The 22,878-nt window shown below is 66.6% G+C and carries 21 protein-coding genes and 1 riboswitch; of the genes, 20 read left to right on the forward strand and 1 reads right to left on the reverse strand.

All coding sequences use genetic code 11. The features are described from left to right. Window positions 1-10: 10 nt before the first annotated feature. The 9 genes from coaBC to ribD all read left to right on the forward strand — a co-directional run bounded on the left by coaBC (window position 11) and on the right by ribD (window position 10,879). Entirely contained in the window at window positions 11-1,255 is a 1,245-nt protein-coding gene (gene coaBC, locus ACRVY7_RS12200) for a bifunctional phosphopantothenoylcysteine decarboxylase/phosphopantothenate--cysteine ligase CoaBC (protein ID WP_049697283.1), read from the forward strand. Window positions 1,256-1,384: 129 nt separating this feature from the next. Then, window positions 1,385-2,596, forward strand: coding sequence for a methionine adenosyltransferase (gene metK, locus ACRVY7_RS12205; RefSeq protein WP_005202699.1), 1,212 nt, complete (start codon window positions 1,385-1,387; stop codon window positions 2,594-2,596). 64 nt (window positions 2,597-2,660) lie between these two features. Next, a complete protein-coding gene (locus tag ACRVY7_RS12210; protein WP_431817238.1) occupies window positions 2,661-4,592 on the forward strand; it encodes a primosomal protein N' in 1,932 nt (643 codons plus the stop codon). A 39-nt stretch (window positions 4,593-4,631) separates the two neighbouring features. Continuing rightward, entirely contained in the window at window positions 4,632-5,576 is a 945-nt protein-coding gene (gene fmt, locus ACRVY7_RS12215) for a methionyl-tRNA formyltransferase (protein ID WP_431817239.1), read from the forward strand. Then, complete coding sequence (locus tag ACRVY7_RS12220; RefSeq protein ID WP_431817240.1) at window positions 5,573-6,946, forward strand: RsmB/NOP family class I SAM-dependent RNA methyltransferase; 1,374 nt, start codon at window positions 5,573-5,575, stop codon at window positions 6,944-6,946. The genes fmt and ACRVY7_RS12220 overlap by 4 nt, the downstream gene beginning before the upstream one ends. 109 nt (window positions 6,947-7,055) lie before the next feature. Then, a complete protein-coding gene (locus ACRVY7_RS12225) occupies window positions 7,056-8,366 on the forward strand; it encodes an HNH endonuclease (RefSeq protein WP_431817241.1) in 1,311 nt (436 codons plus the stop codon). A 231-nt stretch (window positions 8,367-8,597) separates the two neighbouring features. Continuing rightward, a complete protein-coding gene (locus ACRVY7_RS12230) occupies window positions 8,598-9,164 on the forward strand; it encodes a GtrA family protein (RefSeq protein WP_049697509.1) in 567 nt (188 codons plus the stop codon). 10 nt (window positions 9,165-9,174) lie between these two features. Next, a complete protein-coding gene (rpe, locus tag ACRVY7_RS12235) occupies window positions 9,175-9,873 on the forward strand; it encodes a ribulose-phosphate 3-epimerase (protein ID WP_235434263.1) in 699 nt (232 codons plus the stop codon). A 22-nt stretch (window positions 9,874-9,895) separates the two neighbouring features. Beyond that, entirely contained in the window at window positions 9,896-10,879 is a 984-nt protein-coding gene (gene ribD, locus ACRVY7_RS12240; RefSeq protein ID WP_431817242.1) for a bifunctional diaminohydroxyphosphoribosylaminopyrimidine deaminase/5-amino-6-(5-phosphoribosylamino)uracil reductase RibD, read from the forward strand. 2 nt (window positions 10,880-10,881) lie between these two features. Here ribD and ACRVY7_RS12245 read toward each other — a convergent pair whose 3' ends face one another. After that, on the reverse strand, window positions 10,882-11,139 hold the full coding sequence (locus ACRVY7_RS12245) for a lipopolysaccharide assembly protein LapA domain-containing protein (RefSeq protein WP_049697512.1): 258 nt from the start codon (window positions 11,137-11,139) through the stop codon (window positions 10,882-10,884). Window positions 11,140-11,315: 176 nt separating this feature from the next. Further along, a riboswitch (FMN riboswitch) is annotated at window positions 11,316-11,474 on the forward strand. Window positions 11,475-11,592: 118 nt separating this feature from the next. Between ACRVY7_RS12245 and ACRVY7_RS12250 the strand changes: the two genes are divergently transcribed. From ACRVY7_RS12250 to tpiA, 11 genes are all read left to right on the forward strand, one after another. After that, complete coding sequence (locus tag ACRVY7_RS12250) at window positions 11,593-12,243, forward strand: riboflavin synthase (protein ID WP_331436629.1); 651 nt, start codon at window positions 11,593-11,595, stop codon at window positions 12,241-12,243. Between the two features lie 5 nt (window positions 12,244-12,248). Beyond that, window positions 12,249-13,589 carry a bifunctional 3,4-dihydroxy-2-butanone-4-phosphate synthase/GTP cyclohydrolase II gene (locus ACRVY7_RS12255; RefSeq protein ID WP_331436630.1) on the forward strand — a complete coding sequence of 447 codons (1,341 nt, stop codon included), beginning with the start codon at window positions 12,249-12,251 and terminating at the stop codon, window positions 13,587-13,589. Beyond that, entirely contained in the window at window positions 13,586-14,074 is a 489-nt protein-coding gene (ribH, locus tag ACRVY7_RS12260; RefSeq protein ID WP_049697288.1) for a 6,7-dimethyl-8-ribityllumazine synthase, read from the forward strand. Before ACRVY7_RS12255 ends, ribH begins: the two co-directional genes overlap by 4 nt. Window positions 14,075-14,091: 17 nt before the next feature. After that, window positions 14,092-14,577 (forward strand): PH domain-containing protein, encoded by a 486-nt coding sequence (locus ACRVY7_RS12265; RefSeq protein ID WP_431817512.1) that lies wholly within the window; start codon window positions 14,092-14,094, stop codon window positions 14,575-14,577. 48 nt (window positions 14,578-14,625) lie between these two features. Next, window positions 14,626-16,656: an excinuclease ABC subunit UvrC gene (uvrC, locus tag ACRVY7_RS12270; RefSeq protein ID WP_431817243.1), complete on the forward strand. Its 2,031-nt coding sequence runs from the start codon at window positions 14,626-14,628 to the stop codon at window positions 16,654-16,656. Further along, window positions 16,649-17,551, forward strand: coding sequence for an RNase adapter RapZ (gene rapZ, locus ACRVY7_RS12275; RefSeq protein ID WP_049697291.1), 903 nt, complete (start codon window positions 16,649-16,651; stop codon window positions 17,549-17,551). Before uvrC ends, rapZ begins: the two co-directional genes overlap by 8 nt. Next, window positions 17,548-18,558, forward strand: a complete 1,011-nt coding sequence (locus ACRVY7_RS12280; RefSeq protein WP_431817244.1) for a gluconeogenesis factor YvcK family protein — start codon at window positions 17,548-17,550, stop codon at window positions 18,556-18,558. The genes rapZ and ACRVY7_RS12280 overlap by 4 nt, the downstream gene beginning before the upstream one ends. Before the next feature lie 108 nt (window positions 18,559-18,666). Next, window positions 18,667-19,644, forward strand: a complete 978-nt coding sequence (whiA, locus tag ACRVY7_RS12285) for a DNA-binding protein WhiA (protein ID WP_200903193.1) — start codon at window positions 18,667-18,669, stop codon at window positions 19,642-19,644. Between the two features lie 139 nt (window positions 19,645-19,783). Continuing rightward, the gene (gene gap / locus ACRVY7_RS12290) at window positions 19,784-20,806 is read left to right on the forward strand and encodes a type I glyceraldehyde-3-phosphate dehydrogenase (protein ID WP_431817245.1); all 1,023 of its coding nucleotides are present in this window, start codon (window positions 19,784-19,786) and stop codon (window positions 20,804-20,806) included. Then, window positions 20,806-22,017, forward strand: a complete 1,212-nt coding sequence (locus ACRVY7_RS12295) for a phosphoglycerate kinase (protein ID WP_431817246.1) — start codon at window positions 20,806-20,808, stop codon at window positions 22,015-22,017. Before gap ends, ACRVY7_RS12295 begins: the two co-directional genes overlap by 1 nt. Continuing rightward, a complete protein-coding gene (gene tpiA, locus ACRVY7_RS12300) occupies window positions 22,017-22,805 on the forward strand; it encodes a triose-phosphate isomerase (protein WP_049697295.1) in 789 nt (262 codons plus the stop codon). The genes ACRVY7_RS12295 and tpiA overlap by 1 nt, the downstream gene beginning before the upstream one ends. Window positions 22,806-22,878 lie beyond the last annotated feature (73 nt).

Below are 22,878 nucleotides of genomic sequence, written 5' to 3' on the forward strand. Positions count from 1 at the left end.
CCCACAGGAGATGACCACTCCGGGCGCCAAGCGGCGCATTCTGGTCGGCGTCGGCGGCGGTATCGCCGCGTACAAGGTGTGCTCGGTCATCCGACACTTCACCGAGGCCGGACACGAGGTGCGGGTCATCCCGACTCGTGCCGCCCTCGAATTCGTCGGCGCCGCGACCCTGGAGGCACTGTCGGGTCATCCGGTGTCCACCGAGGTCTTCGAACACGTCGACGAGGTGCCGCACGTCCGATTGGGGCAGGGCGCCGACCTGGTGATCGTCGCGCCTGCCACAGCCGATCTCATGGCGCGCGCCGCGACGGGGCGCGCCGACGACCTCCTCACCGCGTCGCTGCTGACGGTCACGTGTCCGGTGATGTTCGTGCCCGCCATGCACACGGAGATGTGGGAGCACCCCGCAACGCAGGCCAACGTCGCCACGTTGCGTGAACGCGGCGCCACGGTCGTGACACCGGCCTCCGGAAGGCTGACCGGTCGCGACACCGGTGCCGGACGCCTACCCGAGCCGCAGGAGATCGCGCTTCTCGGTGAACTGCTGCTCGACCGCTCCGACGCACTGCCATACGACCTGGCCGGAGCGCGCATCGTGATCAGCGCGGGAGGCACCCGCGAACCGCTCGACCCCGTGCGCTACCTCGGCAACCGCAGTTCGGGCAAGCAGGGATTCGCTCTCGCACGCGCCGCAGCACAGCGCGGAGCCCACGTGACCGTCGTCGCGGGTTCGACCAACGAGGCGGGCGAACCGGCAGGCGTCGACGTCGTCCACATCGAGGATGCGCGAGAACTCGCCGACGAGATGACCAAGCGTGCCGCAGACGCCGACGCGGTGATCATGGCGGCGGCCGTCGCCGACTTCCGGCCGATCACCGTCAACGACACCAAGATCAAGAAGAACGACGACGGCCCCGCGCCGATCGAGCTGACGACCAATCCGGATATCTTGCGGGGTCTCGTGCAGTCCCGGGAGTCCGGAGCCATCCCGTCCGAGGTCGTGATCGTCGGCTTCGCGGCCGAGACCGGGGACGAACACGGCGGCGTGCTCGACCACGGCCGCGAGAAGCTGCGTCGAAAGGGCTGCGATCTGCTCGTCGTGAACGCGGTCGGCGACGGCAAGGCGTTCGGAACCGAGGACAATACCGGCTGGTTACTCGCAGCGAACGGCAACGAAACGTCGCTTCCGTACGGTTCAAAAACACTCATGGCGAGCCGAATACTTGACGAAGTTCACGCTTTGCTGCCTGATTAGGTTCGCGCTCCACCTCGTCAATCGGATGTCGGGACGAGTGTGTAGGTTTGTAATCCACGAGACCACCAACGGCGATCATTCGAATTGCCGTGTGCTCCCAGTGGGGGGACACATGTTTGAGAGGATCAGATGACCAGCTCTGCGTCACGCCTGTTCACCAGTGAGTCGGTCACGGAGGGCCATCCGGACAAGATCTGCGACGCCATCAGCGATTCGGTCCTCGACGCGATCCTCACCGACGACCCGAAGGCCCGCGTTGCCGTCGAGACCCTCGTCACCACCGGGCAGGTTCACGTGGCAGGAGAAGTCACGACGACCGCCTACGTCGATATCCCCGGCATCGTCCGCAGCAAGATCCTCGAAATCGGCTACGACTCGTCCACCAAGGGCTTCGACGGCGCGTCGTGCGGTGTGAACGTGGCAATCGGCGCTCAGTCACCCGATATCGCGGGCGGTGTCTTCAACTCCCACGAGAGCCGCAGCGGCATCTCCGAGGACGAGATCGACGCTCAGGGCGCGGGCGACCAGGGACTCATGTTCGGGTACGCCACCGACGAGACACCCGAGCTGATGCCGGTGCCGATCGCGCTCGCACATCGACTGTCGCGTCGGCTCACCGAGGTTCGCAAGAACGGTACGCTGCCGTACCTGCGACCCGACGGCAAGACCCAGGTCACCATCGAATACGACGGCGACAAGCCGGTCCGACTCGATACCGTCGTCGTCTCGACGCAGCACGCAGCCGATATCGACCTCGAGAAGATGCTCACCCCCGACATCAAGTCGCAGGTGATCGATCCCGTCCTCGCCGAGCTGGATCTGCCCGGCTTCACCACCGAGGGCTACCGACTGCTGGTCAACCCCACGGGCAAGTTCGTGCTCGGCGGCCCCATGGGCGACGCCGGCCTGACCGGACGCAAGATCATCGTCGACACCTACGGCGGCATGGCCCGCCACGGTGGTGGTGCCTTCTCGGGTAAGGATCCGTCGAAGGTCGACCGCAGCGCGGCGTACGCCATGCGCTGGGTCGCCAAGAACGCTGTCGCTGCCGGTCTTGCCAGCCGCATCGAGGTGCAGGTCGCCTACGCGATCGGCAAGGCCGCTCCCGTCGGACTCTTCGTCGAGACCTTCGGCACGGAGAAGACCGATCCCGAGGTCATCCGCAAGGCGATCTCCGAGACGTTCGATCTGCGGCCGCTCGCGATCATCCGCGATCTCGACCTGCTGCGCCCGATCTACGGCCCGACGGCGGCCTACGGCCACTTCGGACGCACCGATCTGGACCTGCCCTGGGAGAACACCGACCGGGCCGACAAGCTGCGCTCGGCAGCGGGTCTCTAAGACATAAGCCGCAGTTCTGCAGAAAGAACGTGCAGCGTCGAAGCCGGTCGCGAAGGTCCTGCCCATGCTCGGGCTGGCCCATCTCGACCGGCCTTTCGATTATCTGATCGACGCCGAGCAAGATGCCGATGCCGTCCCGGGTGTCCGTGTGCGGGTTCGGTTCTCCGGCCGACTCGTCGACGGCTTCCTTCTCGACCGCGTCGAAGAATCCGAGCATCCCGGCAAGCTGGGGTGGCTCGAACGGATCGTCTCACCCGAGCCGGTGCTCTCACCCGAGATGATGCTCGTGTGCCGTGCCGTGGCCGAGCGCTACGCGGGCACGATGTCCGACGTGATCCGACTCGCCGTGCCGCCTCGACATGCGCGCACCGAGAAGGAGGAGACGCCTGCACCGACGTCGGACGTCGTCGTTCCCGAACGTGACGGGTGGCGTGCGTATCTGAACGCCGACTCCTTCCTCGACTCACTCGCCGACGGCGCTCCACGTGCGCTGTGGCAGGCGACGCCGGGGGAGGACTGGCCTGCCCGACTCGCCGAACTCGCGGCCCACGTCGCCGCGGCGGGACGCGGTGTGGTCGTCGTGGTGCCCGATCAACGTGACCTCGACCGATTGTCGGCGGCGTGCGAGCCGCTGCTCGGCGACCGGTGCGTGACCCTCGCCGCGGGACTCGGCCCGACCGCGAGGTATCGGCGGTGGTTGGCGGTGCGGCGTGGTGGTGCCGACGTCGTGCTCGGGACCCGCAGCGCGGTGTTCGCGCCCGTGCACGATCTGGGGCTGATGGTCATCTGGGACGACGGCGACGACAGCCTGGATGAGCCGCGCGCGCCGTATCCGCATCCACGCGAGGTCGCGGTGTTGCGGGCGCACATCGAGAGGGCCGGACTCGTAATCGGTGGTTTCGCACGCACCGCCGAGGCACAGGTGCTCGCCGAGGCGGGCTGGGCACACGACCTCGTTGCCGCGCGCGCGACGGTCCGCGACCGCAGCCCCAGGATCGATGCGATCAGCGACGAGGATTCGCGCGTGGCACGTGATCCGCTGGCGCACAGTGCACGCATACCCGAGGTGGCGTTCGACGCCGCGCGGAAGGCCATCGCCGCCGACAGCCCGGTCCTGTTCAGCGTGCCGCGGCGCGGCTACATCCCGTCGCTTGCGTGCGCGCGGTGTCGTACCCATGTGCGCTGCCGATCGTGTCATGGGCCGGTACAGATGGGCGCCGACCAGCAGCTCACCTGCCGATGGTGTGGCCGTGTGGAGTTGCGCTTCCGCTGCGTCGAGTGCGGCGGCACGCAGGTCAGAGCGCTCACGACGGGCGCTCGTCGTACGGCAGAGGAATTGGGGCGCGCGTTCGCGGGGGTCCCGGTACTCACCAGCGGTGGCTCGTCGATCCACGACCGGATCGACGGCGGTGCGCGCGTCGTCGTGTCGACGCCAGGCGCCGAGCCAATTGCCGACGGCGGTTACGGAGCCGCGGTCGTCCTCGACACATGGGCGCAACTCGACCGATTCGACCTGCGCGTCGACGAGAACGCGGTCCGCCGCTGGATGGCGATTGGTGCGCTGATCCGTGCTCGTCACGACGGCGGCGCGATGGTGATCGTCGCCGACGCCTCACTGAGCCCGGTACAAGCGGTCATCCGGTGGGACCCGGTGGGCTTCGCCGCGCACGAACTCGCCAATCGGGTCGAGCTGGGTTTTCCGCCCGCGGTCACGATGGCGTCGATCGACGGCGACACCGCGTCGATCAACGCGTTCACCGATCTGATCGAATTGCCCGCCGGCGCAGACGTTCTCGGGCCCGTGCCACTGCCGCCGGGTGTGCGTCCTCCCGCAGGTGTTCCCGACGGCGCCGAGATCGAACGCATTCTGGTGCGCACCGATCGTCGGCACGGGCGCGAACTGACGGCGGCGCTGACCGAGGCGCAGGTGCGGCGCAACACACATCATGAGACCGGGCCGATCCGTGTGCAGGTCGATCCACCTACCATCGGATGAGCGCAATGTCTGCGCCCAACGACGCCGAAGGAGTCTGACGTGCGGATCGTGTTCGCCGGAACACCCGAGGTCGCGGTGCCCTCGCTGCAGCGGCTCCTCGAGTCACCCGACCATGAGGTCGTCGGTGTGATCTCACGACCCGATGCGGTCGCGGGACGTGGTCGTAAGGTGTCGCGGTCACCGATCGCCGAACTCGCCGATGCGAACGCTATCGAGGTCATCACTCCGCGTCGGATGTCCGACGCGGAGGTCGCCGAGGCACTCGCGCGGTGGCAACCCGACGTCGGAGCCGTCGTCGCCTATGGCGGGCTGATTCCGCCGGACGTTCTCGAGATCCCACGGCACGGCTGGATCAACCTGCACTTCTCGGTGTTGCCCGCATGGCGTGGCGCCGCACCGGTGCAGGCCGCGATCGCCGCGGGTGACGAGACCACGGGTGCCAGCACCTTCCTGCTGGAGAAGGGACTCGACACCGGCCCCGTCTACGGCGTGTTGACCGAGACGATCCGCCCGACCGACACCAGCGGAGAACTGCTGGACAGATTGGCCGACGCCGGGTCGACGCTGCTTCTGTCCACCCTGGACGGGATCGCCGCGGGTGCGCTGTCACCGGTGCCGCAGCCCGCAGACGGGGTCAGCCACGCACCCAAGGTCGAGGTCGACGACGCGCGGGTGCGGTGGGATCTGCCCGCGCACCTGCTCGATCGACGTATTCGTGCGCACACTCCCGCACCGGGCGCCTGGACGACGCTCGGCGACGCACGCGTGAAGGTCGGCCCGGTCGGTCTCGTCGGCTCCGACGACCCTTCCGCGCCAAAGGATCTGGCGCCCGGGCGCGTCGTCGTGACCAAGAAGGTGGTGCTCGTGGGTACGGCCACCGATCCCGTGCGGCTCGGGTGGGTGCAACCGCCGGGTAAGAAGCAGATGCCGGCCACAGATTGGGCGCGTGGTGCGCGCCTCGACGAGGAGACGGTGCTGTCATGAGTGATCCCAAACTTCGGAAGAAGGCCGCCGATCCGGTACGCGAGGTCGCCCGAGACGTTCTGCGCGCCGTCCGCGAGCGCGACGCCTACGCGAACCTCGTACTCCCGAAACTGTTGCGGGAGCGCAAGATCACCGGACGCGACGCCGCGCTGGCCACGGAGCTGACCTACGGGACCGCGCGTGCGTTCGGCACTCTCGACGCGATCATCGCCGCGGCGGCGAATCGCCCGGTGTCCGAGATTGACGGCGACGTCCTCGACGTACTGCGTCTCGGTGCCTACCAGTTGCTGCGGACCCGCATCGGGGCGCACGCGGCGGTCTCGACGTCCGTCGACCTCATTCGTAGCGAAAAGGGCATGGGCCCTTCGGGTTTCGTGAATGCCGTGCTGCGCAAGATCTCTCAACGCGACGAGGACCTGTGGGTCGACGACCTGGCTCCGCCGATCTGGGACGACCTTGTCGGGAACCTGGCTTTCCGGTATGCGCACCCGCGGTGGATCGCGGAGGTCTTCTCCGACGCGCTCGGTGGCTCCGCAGGCGAACTGCAGGCCGCGCTCGCCGCCGACGACGACCGACCACCCGTGCATCTTGTCGCACGCCCGGGACTCATCACCGCAGAGGAATTGGCCCTCACGAGCGGTGGTGAGGTCGGACGCTACTCGCCGTACGCGGTGTACCTGCCGGGCGGCGACCCCGGTGACATTGAGGCTGTCCGCCAGGGCTATGCGGGAGTTCAGGACGAGGGGAGTCAGCTCGTCGCACGGGCAGTCACCGCTGCCGACGTCGGCGAGGACGGCGGCCGATGGTTGGACATGTGCGCGGGCCCCGGCGGTAAGGCTGCGCTGATCGGCGCGATCGCCGACATCGACGGTGCCCACCTCGACGCCGTCGAGGTGAGCGAACACCGCGCCGACCTGATCCGGGGTGTCACCCGCGACATGCCCGTCGACGTCCACGTCGGCGACGCACGCAACCTCACGCCCGAGACGGGCCTGGCCCCGGGCTACGACAGGATTCTGCTGGACGCCCCGTGCTCGGGACTCGGCTCGCTTCGTCGTCGACCGGAGGCCCGCTGGCGGCGTACTCCCGACGACGTGACCGAACTCGTAGGCCTGCAGCGTGAATTGCTCACGGAGGCATTGCGAATGGTGCGCCCCGGCGGCGTCGTCGTCTATTCGACGTGCTCGCCGCATCCCGCGGAGACGACCGAACTCGTCGCCTCTGTTCTCGACGACGTCCCGGAGGCCCGCCAGCTCGACGCCCGGCCACTGGTCGGCACCGAGGAGATCGGCGACGGCCCGCACGTACAACTCTGGCCCCATCGCCAGGGCACCGACGCCATGTTCCTGGCCGCGCTGACGAAGGAGTGACCACTACTCCTCGGCGCGTTCGGTCCAGTGCTGCATTGATCGAAAAGGCTTGCGGCACGGCCTGATTCGAGATGGACTAGAACAAATATTCGACGGCGTCGGGGGTCTCATGTTCGCAGAAACCAGTGACCTGGAATCGCTGGTTTCTGCGCTCGGTGAGATGCCTGCCGCTGAGTCCGAAGCCGATGCCGCCGCCCGGCTGACCGTTCTGGAAGAGATCAAATCCGCCTGTGCCGCAGCGCAAGCGCGTGAGGCCGCTCGGCTGGATGAACTCCGTCGCGCCGATGAGGAACTGCGTGGCGTACCGAAGGCGAGGCAGGGCAGGGGACTCTCGGCCGAAGTCGGAATCGCTCGAAAAGCTTCTTCGCAGAAGGGTTCTCAGTATCTCGGGTTCGCGCGGGCGATCCAGCACGAGATGCCCCACACGCGAGACGCGCTAGCGTCGGGTCGGCTGACGGAGTGGCGTGCCACCATTCTGGTCCGCGAGACGGCCTACCTCACCCGCGAAACACGCGAGGAGATCGACCGACGAGTCTGCGCGGATCCGACGACGCTCGACGGCGTCGGCGACAGGCAACTCGAGGCGCTCGCCAAGCAGCACGCCTACGAGTTGGAACCTCAGGCCGTGGTGGATCGAAAAGCGAAGGCCGAGAAGGATCGTCGAGTGTCGGTACGTCCGGCGCCCGATCTGATGACTCAGTTGTCCGCGCTGCTGCCGATGAAGCAGGGAATCTCGGTCTACGCGGCACTCAAGCGGTACGCCGACTCGGTCGTCAGTGCAGACGACCGCAGCCACGCGCAGATCATGGCCGACACGCTCGTCGAGCGGGTCACCGGACAGGCATCGGCCGACGCCGTCCCCGTCGCGGTCAACGTCGTCATGTCGGCCGACACGATGCTCGGGGGCGAGAAGGCGGCGGAGGTTCCGGGATACGGGCCGATTCCGGCGTCTATTGCACGTCAGCTCATCTCCGAGGGCTTCGACCCCGATAGTGAGACCGCGTCAACGTTGAGACGCCTGTACGCGAGGCCGTCCGACGGCACGCTGGTCTCGATGGACGCAAAGTCGCGCTGCTTTCCCGCGGCACTGGCGCTCTTCGTCGCCCGGCGTGACAGGCGATGCAGGGTTGCCTACTGCAACGGGCACGTCGAACACATCGACCACATCCTCGCCCACCGCAGTGGTGGGCCAACGACCGCGGAGAACGGCGAGGGGCTGTGCCGTCTCCATAATCTGGTCAAGGAACTACCCGGCTGGAAGTACCGTCGGCGCACCGAGTTCGGCGACATCACTGTGATCGACGTCATCACACCCTCGGGGCGCGAGCACCGGAGCACGTCACCGCCCGCTGTCGGCTTCCGGCCGCCCGGGGAGAGTGCGCTCGAGACCGAACTGGCGGCGCTGATCAACGCAGCGTGACGTCGGTTGCGCAACTGACGATGACGAGGGTCCCGCCGACCTCGTCGTCGACGACGACGAGTCGACATCAGCTATGGCAGATGGTCGAAATGCAGCGCATTCAGAACACTCAATTGTGATCACTTTCCACGGCGCGCGGATTCTCGGTGCGGGAGTTTGAGCGGTGACCACGTATATTGCCCTTACGTGAACGATCTTCGCGCAGCCCGGTACGCCGAACACATACGTAGCATGGGCCAATTTGTCCGTTTCGGCATTGTCGGGGCGTGCGGAGTCGTCGTCAACATGGTCGTCGCGATCCTGCTCAACAAGGCGCACGGCGGTACCTCGAAGGCGAACGACGTGGTGTGGCACGTCAGCGGAACCGACTTCAACCTTCGGTTCACCGTTATCGTCTGGATCGTCGGATTCCTCGTGGCGAATTGCGTGAATTTCCAGCTCAACCGCACATGGACCTTCAAAAGCTCCAAACATGCCAGCTGGTGGTCGGAGTTCTGGCCATTTCTCGCGGTCGGCAGCGTCGCCGCGATCGTCGGGATGTTCCTGAAGGTCGGCTTCACCAATCCGACGTCGCCGATCTACCTCTCGTCGTCGTTCTTCCACGAGGGAGCAGGCCTGCATTCGCGCGAATACTGGGCCCAGATCATCACGATCGTGATCACGATGCCCATCAACTTCGCCGTCAACAAGCTGTGGACGTTCCGTGCGGTGCGGTCACCGATCGCCGAGCGTGAAGAGCAGGTGCCGCCAACTGCCTCCGCGGAACCTGCCACATCGTCGGGGCCGGTGGACAGTTAGATTGGCTGCCATGACTGACGCCAACGCTCCGATGATCGCGCCGTCGATTCTCTCCGCCGATTTCGCCAATCTCGCAGCCGAATCCGCCGCGGTCGCGCATCCGGGCAGCACTCGCGCCGACTGGTTGCATGTCGACGTGATGGACGCACATTTCGTCCCGAACCTCACCCTTGGACTCCCGGTCGTCGAGAGCCTGCTCAAGGCAACCGACATCCCCCTCGACTGCCACCTGATGATCGACGATCCCAAGCGCTGGGCTCCGCCATACGCCGAGGCCGGTGCCTACAACGTCACGTTCCACGCCGAGGCGACGTCGGATCCCGTCGACGTTGCGCGCGACATCCGCGCCGCAGGGGCAAAGGCCGGCCTGGCGATCAAGCCGAACACGCCGCTCGAGCCATATCTGGAGATCCTGCGCGACATCGACACGTTGCTCGTGATGAGTGTCGAGCCGGGCTTCGGCGGACAGAAGTTCATCGCAGAGGTGCTGGAGAAGGTCAAGATCGTGCGCACGATCGTCGACTCGTCGGATCTGCGACTGCTCGTCGAGATCGACGGCGGGATCAACGCCGACACCATCGAGCAGGCCGCGGAGGCGGGCGTCGACTGCTTCGTCGCGGGCTCTGCCGTCTACGGCGCCGACGATCCCGGTAAGGCCGTCGCAGCGTTGCGCGAGCAGGCCGCCACGGCCAGGGCTCGTGTCGACTGACGACCCCCTGCTCGATTCTTCGATGCGGTCAGCCATCGAGGAATCGGTCGGCGCGCTGGGACTCAGCTCTCCCAACCCGCCCGTCGGGGCGGTGATCGTGTCGCCCGACGGCGAGATCATCGCGCGCGGCCACACGCAGCCGCCTGGTGGGCCGCATGCCGAGATCATGGCGCTGCGTGCTGCGGGAGACGCGGCGCGCGGCGCGACCGCTGTGGTGACACTCGAACCCTGCAATCACACAGGCCGCACGGGCCCCTGTTCACAAGCTCTGATCGACGCGGGGATCTCGCGCGTGGTGTTCGCGGTGGCCGACCCCAATCCCACCGCCAGCGGGGGAGCCGGACGGCTGCGCGACGCGGGCGTCGACGTCGAGTCCGGTCGCCTCGACGTCGAGGCGCGCAGAGGCCCGCTGCGCCATTGGCTGTTCACGCAGGAGCACGGCAGACCGTTCGTCACCGCGAAGATCGCATCGACCGTCGACGGCCGGGTCGCAGCACCCGACGGCACGAGTCGGTGGATCACCGGCCCTCAGTCGCGAGCGCGCGCACACCGGCAGCGTGGGCAGATCGACGCCATCGTCGTCGGCACCGGAACCGTGCTCGCCGACGATCCCTCGCTCACCGCACGCCTGCCCGACGACACTCTCGCGCCACACCAGCCGACCAGGGTGGCGATGGGGTTGCGCGACGTCGACACGTCGGCGCGCATCCGCGACGACGCCGCACCGTTTCTGCATGTCCGCAGCCGCGAGCCGGCAGACGTCCTCGCGGCGCTACCCGACGCCACCTGGGTGCTCGTCGAGGGTGGACCGGCGATCATCGGTGCGTTCGTCGACGCGGGTCTCGTCGATGAGATCGAGGCCTACGTTGCGCCGACAGTGCTCGGCGCAGGTGCTGCATCTGTCGATCGGCCGACACTCACGACGCTCGCGCAAGCGCAGAGATTCGCCACCACCGAGGTCGAGCGACTCGGCGACGACGTTCTCATTCGCATGGCGCGCGGCTGAACCTACTTGCGCTTCAAGCGGTTCCGGCCGATGAACCATCCCGCGATGACGCCCGCGAGCGCGATGATCGTCAGCACGAGCCACAGCGACGCTCCGACGTGGATGAACAAGAAATTGATGCGCACATGTTGGGTGTTCTGCGCGATGAAGATGACGCCCAGAACGATGAGCAGGAGTGGAATCCAGTTGCGTGCGGCGAGTCCGAGGAGCTTCGACGACGTCGTCTGTCCTGTTGAACTGCGCTCGGTGTTCGCGGTCACGGCGACACCGCCTTTCCATGAGGTTGAGCATTGCGGTTGAGTGCTGCGGTTGAGCACTGCGGCGTGGGCGATGTACGCCCGCTGATCGGAATTATCACCCGGTGAGGGGCACCGGTGGCGGATTGCGGGTTTCGGGTGAGTGTCGAACCCCTTCACCTGCGTGCTAGCGTCGAAAGTGACGTTCTCGGGGCGGGGTGAAAGTCCCCACCGGCGGTGAGTGGTCGCGATCAGGTTCGCGACGACAAGCCCGCGAGCGCCCGGCCACAAGGTCGGGGTCAGCAGATCCGGTGTGATTCCGGAGCCGACGGTCACAGTCCGGATGCGAGAGAACAAGACGGCACACGTGTGCCGCCCTGTCCGCCCCAGCGGGTTGCCGACAGTGTTCGCCAGAACACGCCGGGCAGCCCAGAACGCAGCGGGTCGCCCACAACGAGGGCAGGACAGGAGCGCATATTGTTCACCGGCATCGTCGAAGAACTCGGCACGATCGTCGCGCGCGACGACCTTTCGGATTCGGCCCGATTCACCATTTCCGGACCGCTCGTCACCTCTGACGCCTCACACGGTGACTCGATCGCGGTCAACGGCGTGTGCTTGACCGTCGTGGAGCTTTCGTCCGACGGCGCGTTCACGGTCGACGTGATGGCCGAATCCCTCAATCGCAGCTCGCTCGATGTCCTCGCGACCGGCAGCCGCGTCAACCTCGAACGCGCGATGGCTGCGGACGGACGCTTCGGGGGCCACATCGTGCAGGGCCACGTCGACGGAACCGGAACGGTGACCTCCGTGACTCCCTCCGAGCACTGGACCGTCGTGCGCATCGCGGTTCCCGACACACTGTCGCGCTATCTCGTGGAGAAGGGATCGATCACCGTCGACGGAGTGTCCCTCACGGTTTCGGCCATCGGTACCGAACCCGGCGGGAACGGGCAGAGCTGGTTCGAAATTTCCCTGATCCCCACCACGTTGAACGAGACGAACTTGGGTACGGCGCAGGTGGGTGCCGTGGTCAACCTCGAAGTCGACGTCATCGCCAAGTACGTCGAACGTCTCGCGTCGGCGAATACCACCGCGACACCCGCGGACGCAGCAGGAGTGAAGTGACACAGATGAGCACCGACAACAGCGCCCTCACCGAGAGCCCAGTCACCGACGACACCGGTACGCACACGACGGTCGAGCTCGACACCGTCGAGCGCGCCATCGCCGACATCGCCGCCGGTAAGGCTGTGGTCGTCGTCGACGACGAGGACCGCGAGAACGAGGGCGATCTGATCTTCGCCGCCGAGAAGGCGACCCCGGAACTGGTTGCGTTCATGGTGCGCTACACCTCGGGCTACCTGTGTGTGCCCCTCGACGGCGACACCTGCGACCGGCTCGGCCTGCCCCCGATGTACTCGGTGAACCAGGACAAGCACGGCACCGCCTACACCGTGACGGTCGACGCGCGTGAGGGCATCGGCACCGGCATCAGCGCGTCCGACCGTGCGACGACCATGCGCAAGCTCTCCGATCCGGAGAGCACCGCGAACGACTTCACCCGACCCGGCCACGTGGTGCCGCTCCGCGCCAAGGACGGTGGAGTTCTTCGACGCCCCGGACACACCGAGGCCGCCGTCGACCTCGCGCGCCTCGCAGGCTTCACCCCCGCGGGCGTGATCTGCGAAATCGTCTCGCAGAAGGACGAGGGCTCGATGGCGCAGACTCCCGAACTGCGGGTCTTCGCCGACGAACATGACCTCGCGCTCATCTCGATCGCCGACCTCATCGCCTGGCGGCGTCGACACGAGAAGCACGTCGTCCGCGTCGCCGACGCACGGATCCCGACCCGGCACGGTGAGTTCCGCGCGGTCGGCTACACGAGCATTCACGACGACGTCGAGCACGTCGCGTTGGTGATGGGCGACATCGCGGGCGAGGACGGAACCGGCAGCGACGTGCTGGTGCGCGTGCACTCCGAGTGCCTGACCGGTGACGTGTTCGGATCGCTTCGCTGTGACTGCGGGCCGCAACTCGACGCCGCGATGGAGATGGTCGCCACCGAGGGTCGTGGCGTGGTGCTCTACATGCGCGGTCACGAGGGCCGCGGTATCGGGCTCATGCACAAGCTGCAGGCCTATCAGCTGCAGGACGCGGGCTCTGACACGGTCGACGCCAATCTTCAGCTCGGGCTGCCCGCAGACTCGCGTGACTACGGACTCGGCGCGCAGATCCTCGCCGACCTCGGCGTCACCTCGATGCGGTTGCTGACCAACAATCCCGCGAAGCGCGTCGGACTCGACGGGTACGGTCTGCAGATCGTCGAACGGGTGCCGATGCCGGTGCGCGCAAACAAGGAGAACCTGCGGTATCTGCGCACCAAGCGCGACCGTATGGGCCACGACATCATCGGACTCGACGAACCGCTCGCCGACGGCGCAGCGGTCGCAGGTGAGGCGGGACAGGCATGAGCGGCGCGGGCGAACCCGAACTCGACCTCGGCGATGCGGGCGACATCTCGCTCGCCATCGTGTCGTCGCAGTGGCACGCAACGATCTGTACCGCGCTCCTCGACGGTGCGGTGCGGGAGGCAGCCAAGTACGGCGTCGACAACCCGACCATCGTCCAGGTCGCGGGCGCCATCGAATTGCCGGTCATCGTGCAGGCGTTGGCCCGAACCCATGACGCGGTCGTGGCACTCGGGGTCGTGATCAAGGGCGAGACGCCTCATTTCGAATACGTCTGCGACGCCGTGACCGCTGGTCTGACCCGTGTGTCGCTCGACGAGTCGACCCCTGTCGGCAACGGCGTCCTGACCACGCTCAACGAGCAGCAGGCCCTCGACCGCGCCGGGCTTCCCGACTCCAAGGAGGACAAGGGTGCCCAGGCGACCGCCGCGGCGTTGGCGTCGGCGCTCACACTGCGTGCGTTGAGCACCGCCGGGTCGCCCGCGTGACCGAGAGCAGTCCGCAGATGGCGTCGACCGATTCACTCCGCAACGGTGATGCGGAGTGGGACATGATCTACCGACCACGCCGACTCGCGCGGATCGCCGTCGTCGTCGCCATCGTCGTGCTGGCCATCCACATCGTCTTCGGCGTGTTGCTGACGATCTCCGACACCGGCCCGGAGAACATCGGGGCGTCGGATCAGGCGGCGATCATCATCATCGGACTGATCATCGCGGCCGCCATTCTGCTCTTCACCCGGCCGCGGCTGCGCGTGGGAAAGCAGGGTGTATCGGTGCGCAACCTGTGGGGAGACCGACTGTTCGGGTGGGATCGGGTGCGCGGATTGACCTACCCGGACCGCGGGTTCGGTGCGCAGTTGCTCCTGCCGGCCGACGAGCACATCCCGGTGTTGGCGGTCCAAGCGGGCGACGGGGACAGGGCTGTCGAGGCGATGGATCGCTATCGCGTACTCGCAGCGCGGTACCAGAGCGGTTCGTCATCGACCTGACCGGCGGGTGCGCCGCTGTGGTCGGTACCGCGTACTAGCCTGGAATCCGTGGCAGACCCGACTACCTACCGTCCCGCGCCGGGGACGATTCCGACCGACCCCGGGGTCTACCGTTTCCGCGATGCACACGGCCGCGTCATCTACGTGGGCAAGGCCAAGAACCTCCGCTCGCGTCTCACGTCGTACTTCGCCGACGTGGCGTCGCTGCATCCACGCACGCGTCGGATGGTCACGACCGCGGCGTCGGTCGAGTGGACGGTCGTCGGCACCGAGGTCGAGGCGCTTCAGCTCGAGTACAACTGGATCAAGGAATTCGATCCGCGGTTCAACGTCCGCTATCGCGACGACAAGACCTACCCGATGCTCGCGGTCACCATGAACGAGGAGTACCCGCGGTTGTTCGTCTACCGCGGTCCGCGCAAGAAGGGCGTCCGGTATTTCGGTCCCTACTCGCATGCGTGGGCGATCCGCGAGACGGTCGACCTCCTCACTCGCGTCTTTCCGGCCAGGACCTGCTCCGCAGGTGTGTTCAAACGGCATCGCCAGATCGATCGTCCGTGCCTGCTCGGCTACATCGACAAGTGCGCTGCGCCGTGCATCGGACGCGTGAGTGCCGATGAGCACCGTGCAATAGTCAACGACTTCTGCGACTTCCTCGCCGGACGCACCGATCAGATGATTCGACGCCTCGAACGCGAGATGAACACGGCGGCAGAGCAACTCGACTTCGAGCGTGCGGCACGGCTGCGCGACGACGTCGGCGCGATGCGACGCGCGATGGAGAAGCAGGCCGTTGTGCTCGGCGACGGAACCGACGCCGACGTCGTCGCGATGGTCGGCGACGACCTCGAGGTCTCGGTGCAGATCTTCCACGTCCGCGACGGGCGCGTACGCGGGCAGCGAGGGTGGGTCGTCGAGAAACCGGACGACGAGTCGCCCGCCGAGCAGGTCTCGCAGTTCCTCACCCAGTTCTACGGTCGGCAGGACGACCTCGACGGCAGCGAGGCGATCCCACGAGAAGTACTGGTCCCGGAGCTGCCACCGGACGAGGAGCAACTCGCCGAGTGGCTCTCGGGCCTGCGCGGGTCGAAGGTCCGGCTGCGCGTACCGCAGCGCGGCGACAAGCGCGCACTCTTCGAGACCGTCGAGCGCAATGCGGGTGAGGCTCTCGCCCAGCACAAGCTCAGGCGCGCAGGCGATCTCACCACGCGGTCGGCCGCCCTGACCGAATTGCAGGAAGCGCTCGGACTCGACCAGGCACCCCTGCGTATCGAATGCGTCGACATCTCGCACGTCCAGGGAACCGACGTCGTCGCATCCCTCGTCGTGTTCGAGGACGGGCTGCCACGCAAGTCCGACTACCGTCACTACTCGATTCGGCAGGCTGCCGGTGACGGGCACTCCGACGACGTGGCATCCATCGCGGAGGTGACCCGCAGGCGATTTCTGCGTCATCGCGCCGACCAGGAGGCCGCCGCGTCGGCCGCGGTGCAGGTGACATCGGGCGAGATCTCCGCGCGTGCGGTCGATTCCGCGCCGCCTCCGCCGAAGAAGTTCGCGTATCCGCCCAACCTGTACGTCGTCGACGGTGGCGCGCCCCAGGTCCACGCTGCGGCAGCCGTTCTCGACGAACTCGGCGTCAACGACGTCTCCGTCATCGGCCTCGCCAAGCGTCTCGAAGAGGTGTGGGTACCCGGCGACGACGATCCGGTGATCCTGCCACGCAACAGCGAGGCGTTGTTCCTCCTGCAACGCGTGCGCGACGAAGCCCACCGGTTCGCGATCACCTTCCATCGCAGCAAGCGCAGCAAACGGATGACCGAATCGGTGCTCGACGGCGTCGCCGGCCTCGGGCGTGCACGCCGCACCGCACTGGTCACCCACTTCGGTTCGGTTGCCCGACTGCGCGAGGCGTCGATCGACGAGATCGCACAGGTCCCCGGCATCGGTGAGGCGACGGCGCGCGCGGTCCACGACGCGCTGGAGCCCGTCAACGCGGGCGCTCCGGCCCAGAGTGGTGTTTCAGATCAGAACGGTGTCCCAAGTGTTCCAACCCAGACGGGAGCAGAGAGTGGCTGAGATCGCCGACGACGATCAACTCGTCGTCCTTTTTGTGGCAGGTATGTCGGGTGCAGGCCGATCGACTGTCGCCAACATCTTGGAGGACGACGGCTGGTATGTGGCCGACAACGTCCCCGCTCCGCTGCTCTCGACGCTCGTCGAGACCGTGCGCGAGTCCGACCCGCCGGTCACCCGACTGGCGGTGGTGCTGCGGGCATCCGATCCGACGATCGGCGCCCAGCTGGAGTCTCTGCGCACCCAACTCGAACTCGCGGGGATCGCTACGAAGGTCCTGTTCCTCGATGCGACCGATCCGGTCCTCGTCCGTAGATTCGAGCAGGTTCGTCGTCGACATCCGTTGCAGGGCAGCGAAACTCTCGTCGAAGGTATCGCTCGCGAACGTGTCATCCTCGCCCCGATCAAGAACTCGGCCGACCTCGTCGTCGAGACGTCGTCGTTGACGGTCTCGAAGCTGCGTGAGCTCGTCGAGGAGGTCTATCCGCACGACGGCGAGCCACGACTGTCCGTCGCGGTGCAGTCGTTCGGGTTCAAGTACGGGTTGCCGATCGACTCCGACATGGTGGCCGATGTCCGATTCCTGCCGAACCCGTATTGGGTGTCGGAGCTGCGCGAGAAGAACGGCCGCGACGAATCGGTTCGCGACTACGTGCTCGGTCACGACGAGGCAGGGCATTTCCTGGACCTCTACACCGACCTCGTCGGTGTCGTCGGCAAGGGCTACCTGCGCGAGGGTAAGCGGTACATGACGATCAGCGTCGGGTGTACCGGCGGCAAGCATCGCAGCGTCGCGATCGCCGAAGAACTCGCTTCGCGGTTGAAAGCTGCGGGAGATGACGCCGGTTCGACCCGGTACGACGTACGCGTGATGCACCGCGATCTGGGGCGCGAATGAGCAGCCCGGAACGCATCGTCGCACTCGGTGGAGGCCACGGCCTCTACGCGACGTTGACGGCGATGAGGTATCTCAGCCAGAACGTCACGGCGGTGGTGACGGTGGCCGACGACGGCGGCTCGTCCGGCAGGCTCCGGAGCGAGCTCGACATCATCCCTCCGGGTGATCTGCGAATGGCGATGGTCGCGCTGATGAGCGCGCCCGCCGCGCTCGACGATCGAGACGACGACCCCGAACCGGGCGCGATGGAGCGCTCCCGTCACGAGCTGTGGGCACGCACTCTGCAGCATCGTTTCGGTGGATACGGCGCACTCGCAGGGCATCCCGTCGGCAATCTGCTCCTCGCGGGCCTGTCCGAGGTTCTCGGCGACCCGGTCGCGGCCCTCGATGAATTGGGCAGACTTTTCGACATCGACGGCCGGGTACTTCCCATGTCGACCGGCCCATTGGAGATCGAGGCGGATGTCTCCGGCCTCGAATCTGATCCACGCATCAGTCGTGTGATCCGGGGACAGGTCGCGGTCGCGACGACGCCGGGCAAGGTGCGTCGCGTGCGTCTGATGCCTCCCGACCCGCCCGCCTGTGACGACGCTCTCGACGCCATCGCCGCCGCCGACCTCGTGGTGCTCGGTCCGGGTTCGTGGTTCTCGAGCGTCATCCCGCACGTGCTCGTGCCTGCCCAGCGAAAGGCGTTGCGGCAGAGCGCAGCCCGCAAGATGTTGTTCGTCAACCTGGCACCCGAACCAGGGGAGACGCCCGGCTTCTCGGTCGAGCGGCACCTTCACGTCCTGCACGCGCACGATGACACGCTGTCGATCGACGACGTCGTCGTCGACTCGGCGTCTGTACCGTCGGGTGCCGAGCGTGATCACCTGGTGCGGGCGGCGAAAAACTTCGGCGCACAACTGCGTGTCGGTGATCTGGCCGTCCCCGGTCAGCACGTACACGACCCCGTCAAGGTTGCATCGCTGGTGAAGCAACTGTGCGAAGGTGAAGTCACCGACTAGGCTGGGTCTATTGTCTGCAGCGCGGGCGTTGCGTGACTCGGGTGTCTGCGCAATCGCCCGATCGAGGGGTTTGGGAACCAGGTGACAGGAGGCAAGGGACCGGTGGCAATGACCGCGGCCGTGAAGGACGAGTTGAGCCGGCTCACGGTGACACAGGTGAGTTGCCGCAAAGCCGAGGTGTCTGCACTGTTGCGGTTCGCGGGCGGCCTGCACATCGTCGCCGGTCGCGTGGTGGTCGAGGCCGAGGTCGACATGGGCAACGTTGCGCGCCGCCTACGCCGCGACATCCACGACCTCTACGGCTATGCCTCCGATGTCCACGTTCTCCGCAGCGGCGGCATCCGTAAGAGCGCGCGCTACATCGTGCGTGTCACCAAAGACGGCGAGGGACTCGCGCGTCAGACGGGCCTTCTCGACCTGCGTGGCCGACCGGTCCGTGGACTGCCTGCACAGGTTGTCGGCGGTAGCGTCGCCGACGCCGAAGCTGCTTGGCGCGGAGCATTTCTCGCGCACGGATCACTCACTGAACCGGGTCGTTCGTCGGCCCTCGAAGTCAGTTGTCCCGGGCCCGAGGCGGCGCTCGCGCTCGTCGGCGCCGCTCGTCGGCTCGGTGTGTCTGCCAAGGCACGCGAGGTGCGCGGTGCCGATCGCGTGGTGATCCGCGACGGCGAGGCCATCGGTGCCCTGCTCACCCGCATGGGCGCACACGACACGCGCTTGGTGTGGGAGGAACGACGGATGCGACGCGAGGTGCGCGCAACCGCGAACCGCCTCGCGAACTTCGACGACGCGAATCTACGACGGTCGGCGCGTGCCGCCGTCGCCGCGGCCGCGCGGGTCGAACGGGCGTTGGAGATCCTCGGCGACGAAGTCCCCGACCACCTCATCGCCGCGGGGCAATTGCGTGTCACGCACAGGCAGGCATCGTTGGAGGAGCTCGGTCAACTCGCCGATCCACCGATGACCAAAGACGCCGTCGCGGGACGGATCCGGCGCCTGTTGTCGATGGCCGACAAGAAGGCGCGCACCGAGGGGATTCCCGATACCGAGTCGGCGGTCACGTCGGATCTTCTCGACGACGCCTGACGCTAGCGACCCTAATGGGTGCCGGAGCAGTTCGGGACCACTAGGCTGGACGGTGACTGGGTTCGCGGAGGCACTTTGGCTGCGCCCATGACCCGGGCCGTGAGGCCCGAGACCGATGAAACCGCTTAAGGAGCACACAGTGACTGTTCGGGTAGGCGTCAACGGATTCGGCCGAATCGGCCGCAATTTCTTCCGTGCCGTTGAGGCACAAAAGAAGCTGGGCCAGACCGACATCGAGATCGTCGCGGTCAACGACCTGGCCGACAACAAGTCCCTCGCACACCTGCTGAAGTTCGACTCCGTCGGCGGCATCCTCGACGAGGACGTGTCGCTCGAGGGTGAGGACACCATCGTCGTCGGCAACCAGAAGATCAAGGCGCTCGAGGTCCGCGAGGGTCCGGCAGCGCTTCCCTGGGGCGACCTCGGCGTCGACGTCGTCGTCGAATCGACGGGCATCTTCACCAACGCCGAGAAGGCGAAGGGCCACCTCGAGGCCGGCGCGAAGAAGGTCGTCATCTCGGCACCCGCGACCGGTGAGGACATCACCATCGTCATGGGCGTCAACGACAACAAGTACGACGGCAGCCAGAACATCATCTCCAACGCGTCGTGCACCACCAACTGCCTCGGCCCGTTCGCGAAGGTGATCAACGACGAGTTCGGCATCATCAAGGGCCTGATGACCACGGTTCACGCCTACACCGCCGACCAGAACCTGCAGGACGGTCCGCACAAGGACCTCCGTCGCGCACGTGCAGCGGCGATCAACATCGTCCCGACCTCGACCGGTGCCGCCAAGGCCATCGGCCTCGTGCTCCCCGAGTTGAAGGGCAAGCTCGACGGCTTCGCGCTGCGTGTGCCGATCCCGACCGGCTCGATCACCGACCTCACCGTCGAACTCGAGAAGGGCGCGTCGGTCGACGAGATCAACGCCGCGATGAAGGCTGCCGCCGACGGACCGCTCAAGGGCATCCTGCGGTACTACGACGCACCGATCGTCTCCTCGGACATCGTCGGCGACCCGCACTCGTCGATCTTCGACGCGGGCCTGACCAAGGTCATCGAGGGCAATCTCGCCAAGGTCAGCTCCTGGTACGACAACGAGTGGGGTTACTCCAACCGCCTCGTCGACCTCTCCGATCTGGTGGGTAAGTCGCTGTAATGAGTGTAAAGACTCTGAAAGACCTTCTGGCCGAAGGCGTTTCAGGGCGCGCGGTGCTGGTCCGGTCGGATTTCAACGTTCCGCTCGACGGAACGAAGATCACCGATCCGGGCCGCATCATCGCGTCGCTGCCGACGCTCAACGCGTTGATCGACGCGGGCGCCAAGGTTGTCATCGCCGCCCACCTCGGTCGTCCCAAGGGCGAACCCGACCCGAAGTACTCGTTGGCGCCGGTGGCCGCGCGCCTCGGTGAAGAACTCGGCCGCAACGTGCAGCTCGCCGCCGACGTCGTCGGTCCCGATGCGCTCGCACGCGCCGAGGGTCTGACCGACGGCGACGTGCTCCTGCTCGAGAACGTTCGATTCGACGCCCGCGAGACATCGAAGGTCGATGCCGAGCGCGAGGCCATGGCTGCCCAACTCGCCGAGCTCGTGGGCGACGACGGCGCGTTCGTCTCCGACGGTTTCGGTGTGGTGCACCGCAAGCAGGCGTCGGTGTACGACGTCGCCAAGCTACTGCCGCACTACGCGGGTCAGCTCGTCGAGCGTGAGGTCGATGTGTTGACGACGCTGACGACCGATCCGGCGCGACCCTATGCCGTCGTGCTCGGTGGCTCGAAGGTGTCGGACAAGCTCGGCGTGATCGAATCGCTGGCCCCCAAGGTCGACACCCTGGTCATCGGCGGCGGTATGGCGTTCACTTTCCTTGCCGCACAAGGACATTCCGTCGGTAAGTCGCTGCTGCAGGAAGATCAGATCGACGTCTGCAAGGACCTTCTCGACCGGTTCGCCGACGTCATCCACCTTCCGGTCGACGTCGTCGTCGGCGACAAGTTCGCCGCCGATGCCGAGTCCGACACCGTCTCGGTCGAGGACATCCCCGACGAGTGGATGGGCCTCGACATCGGGCCGGAGTCAGTCAACCGCTTCGCCGCGGTGCTGACCGGGGCCAAGACCATCTTCTGGAACGGTCCGATGGGCGTGTTCGAGTTTCCGAAGTTCGCCGCGGGCACCAAGGGTGTGGCCGAGGCGATCATCACCGCAACCAACAACGGCGCGTTCAGCGTCGTCGGCGGTGGCGACTCGGCTGCGGCCGTGCGCACGCTCGGGCTGCCTGAAGAGGGCTTCTCGCACATCTCGACCGGTGGCGGTGCGTCGTTGGAGTTCCTCGAAGGCAAGGAGCTTCCGGGTCTGAAGGTGCTGGAGGACTGATGGCTGCTCGTAAACCGCTCATCGCGGGCAACTGGAAGATGAATCTCAACCATCTCGAGGCCATCGCCCTGGTGCAGAAGATCGCGTTCGCACTGCCGGCGAAGTACTTCGAGAAGGTCGACGTGACGGTGATCCCGCCGTTCACCGACATCCGCAGTGTGCAGACCGTCGTCGACGGCGACAAGCTGCTGCTCACCTACGGGGCGCAGGATCTGTCCGAGCACGACTCGGGCGCCTACACCGGCGAGATCAGCGGAGCGTTCCTCGCGAAGCTCGGCTGCACCTTCGTCATCGTCGGACACTCGGAGCGTCGGACCATGCACGGTGAGACCGACGAGGTGGTGCTGGCCAAGACCAAGGCGGCGCTGCGTCACGGACTGACCCCCATCGTGTGTATTGGCGAGCACCTCGACGTTCGTGAGGCCGGAAACCAGGTCTCACACAACGTCGAGCAGCTCAAGGGTTCGCTGGCAGGGCTCTCGGCAGAAGAGATCGGCAAGGTCGTCGTCGCCTACGAACCCGTCTGGGCCATCGGCACCGGCCGTGTGGCCAGTGCGGAGGATGCCCAAGAGGTCTGTGGCGCCGTTCGCGGTGCGCTGGCCGAGTTGGCCGACGAGGCCACCGCGGCGACGGTACGCGTGCTCTACGGCGGCTCGGTCAATGCCAAGAACGTCGGCGACCTCGGGGCACAGCCCGACGTCGACGGCGCCCTTGTCGGCGGTGCATCGCTGAAGGCCGACGACTTCGCAACGCTCTCGGCCATCGCGGCAGGTGGTCCGCTGCCCTGACGGGTGGTGCCCACCGGCCGTGGGTCGCTCGCGGGGTCATAGCTCGCGACGCGTAGACTATGGCAGGTTGGTT

This window comes from Gordonia jacobaea, from assembly GCF_965344965.1.
GTDB lineage: Bacteria > Actinomycetota > Actinomycetes > Mycobacteriales > Mycobacteriaceae > Gordonia > Gordonia jacobaea.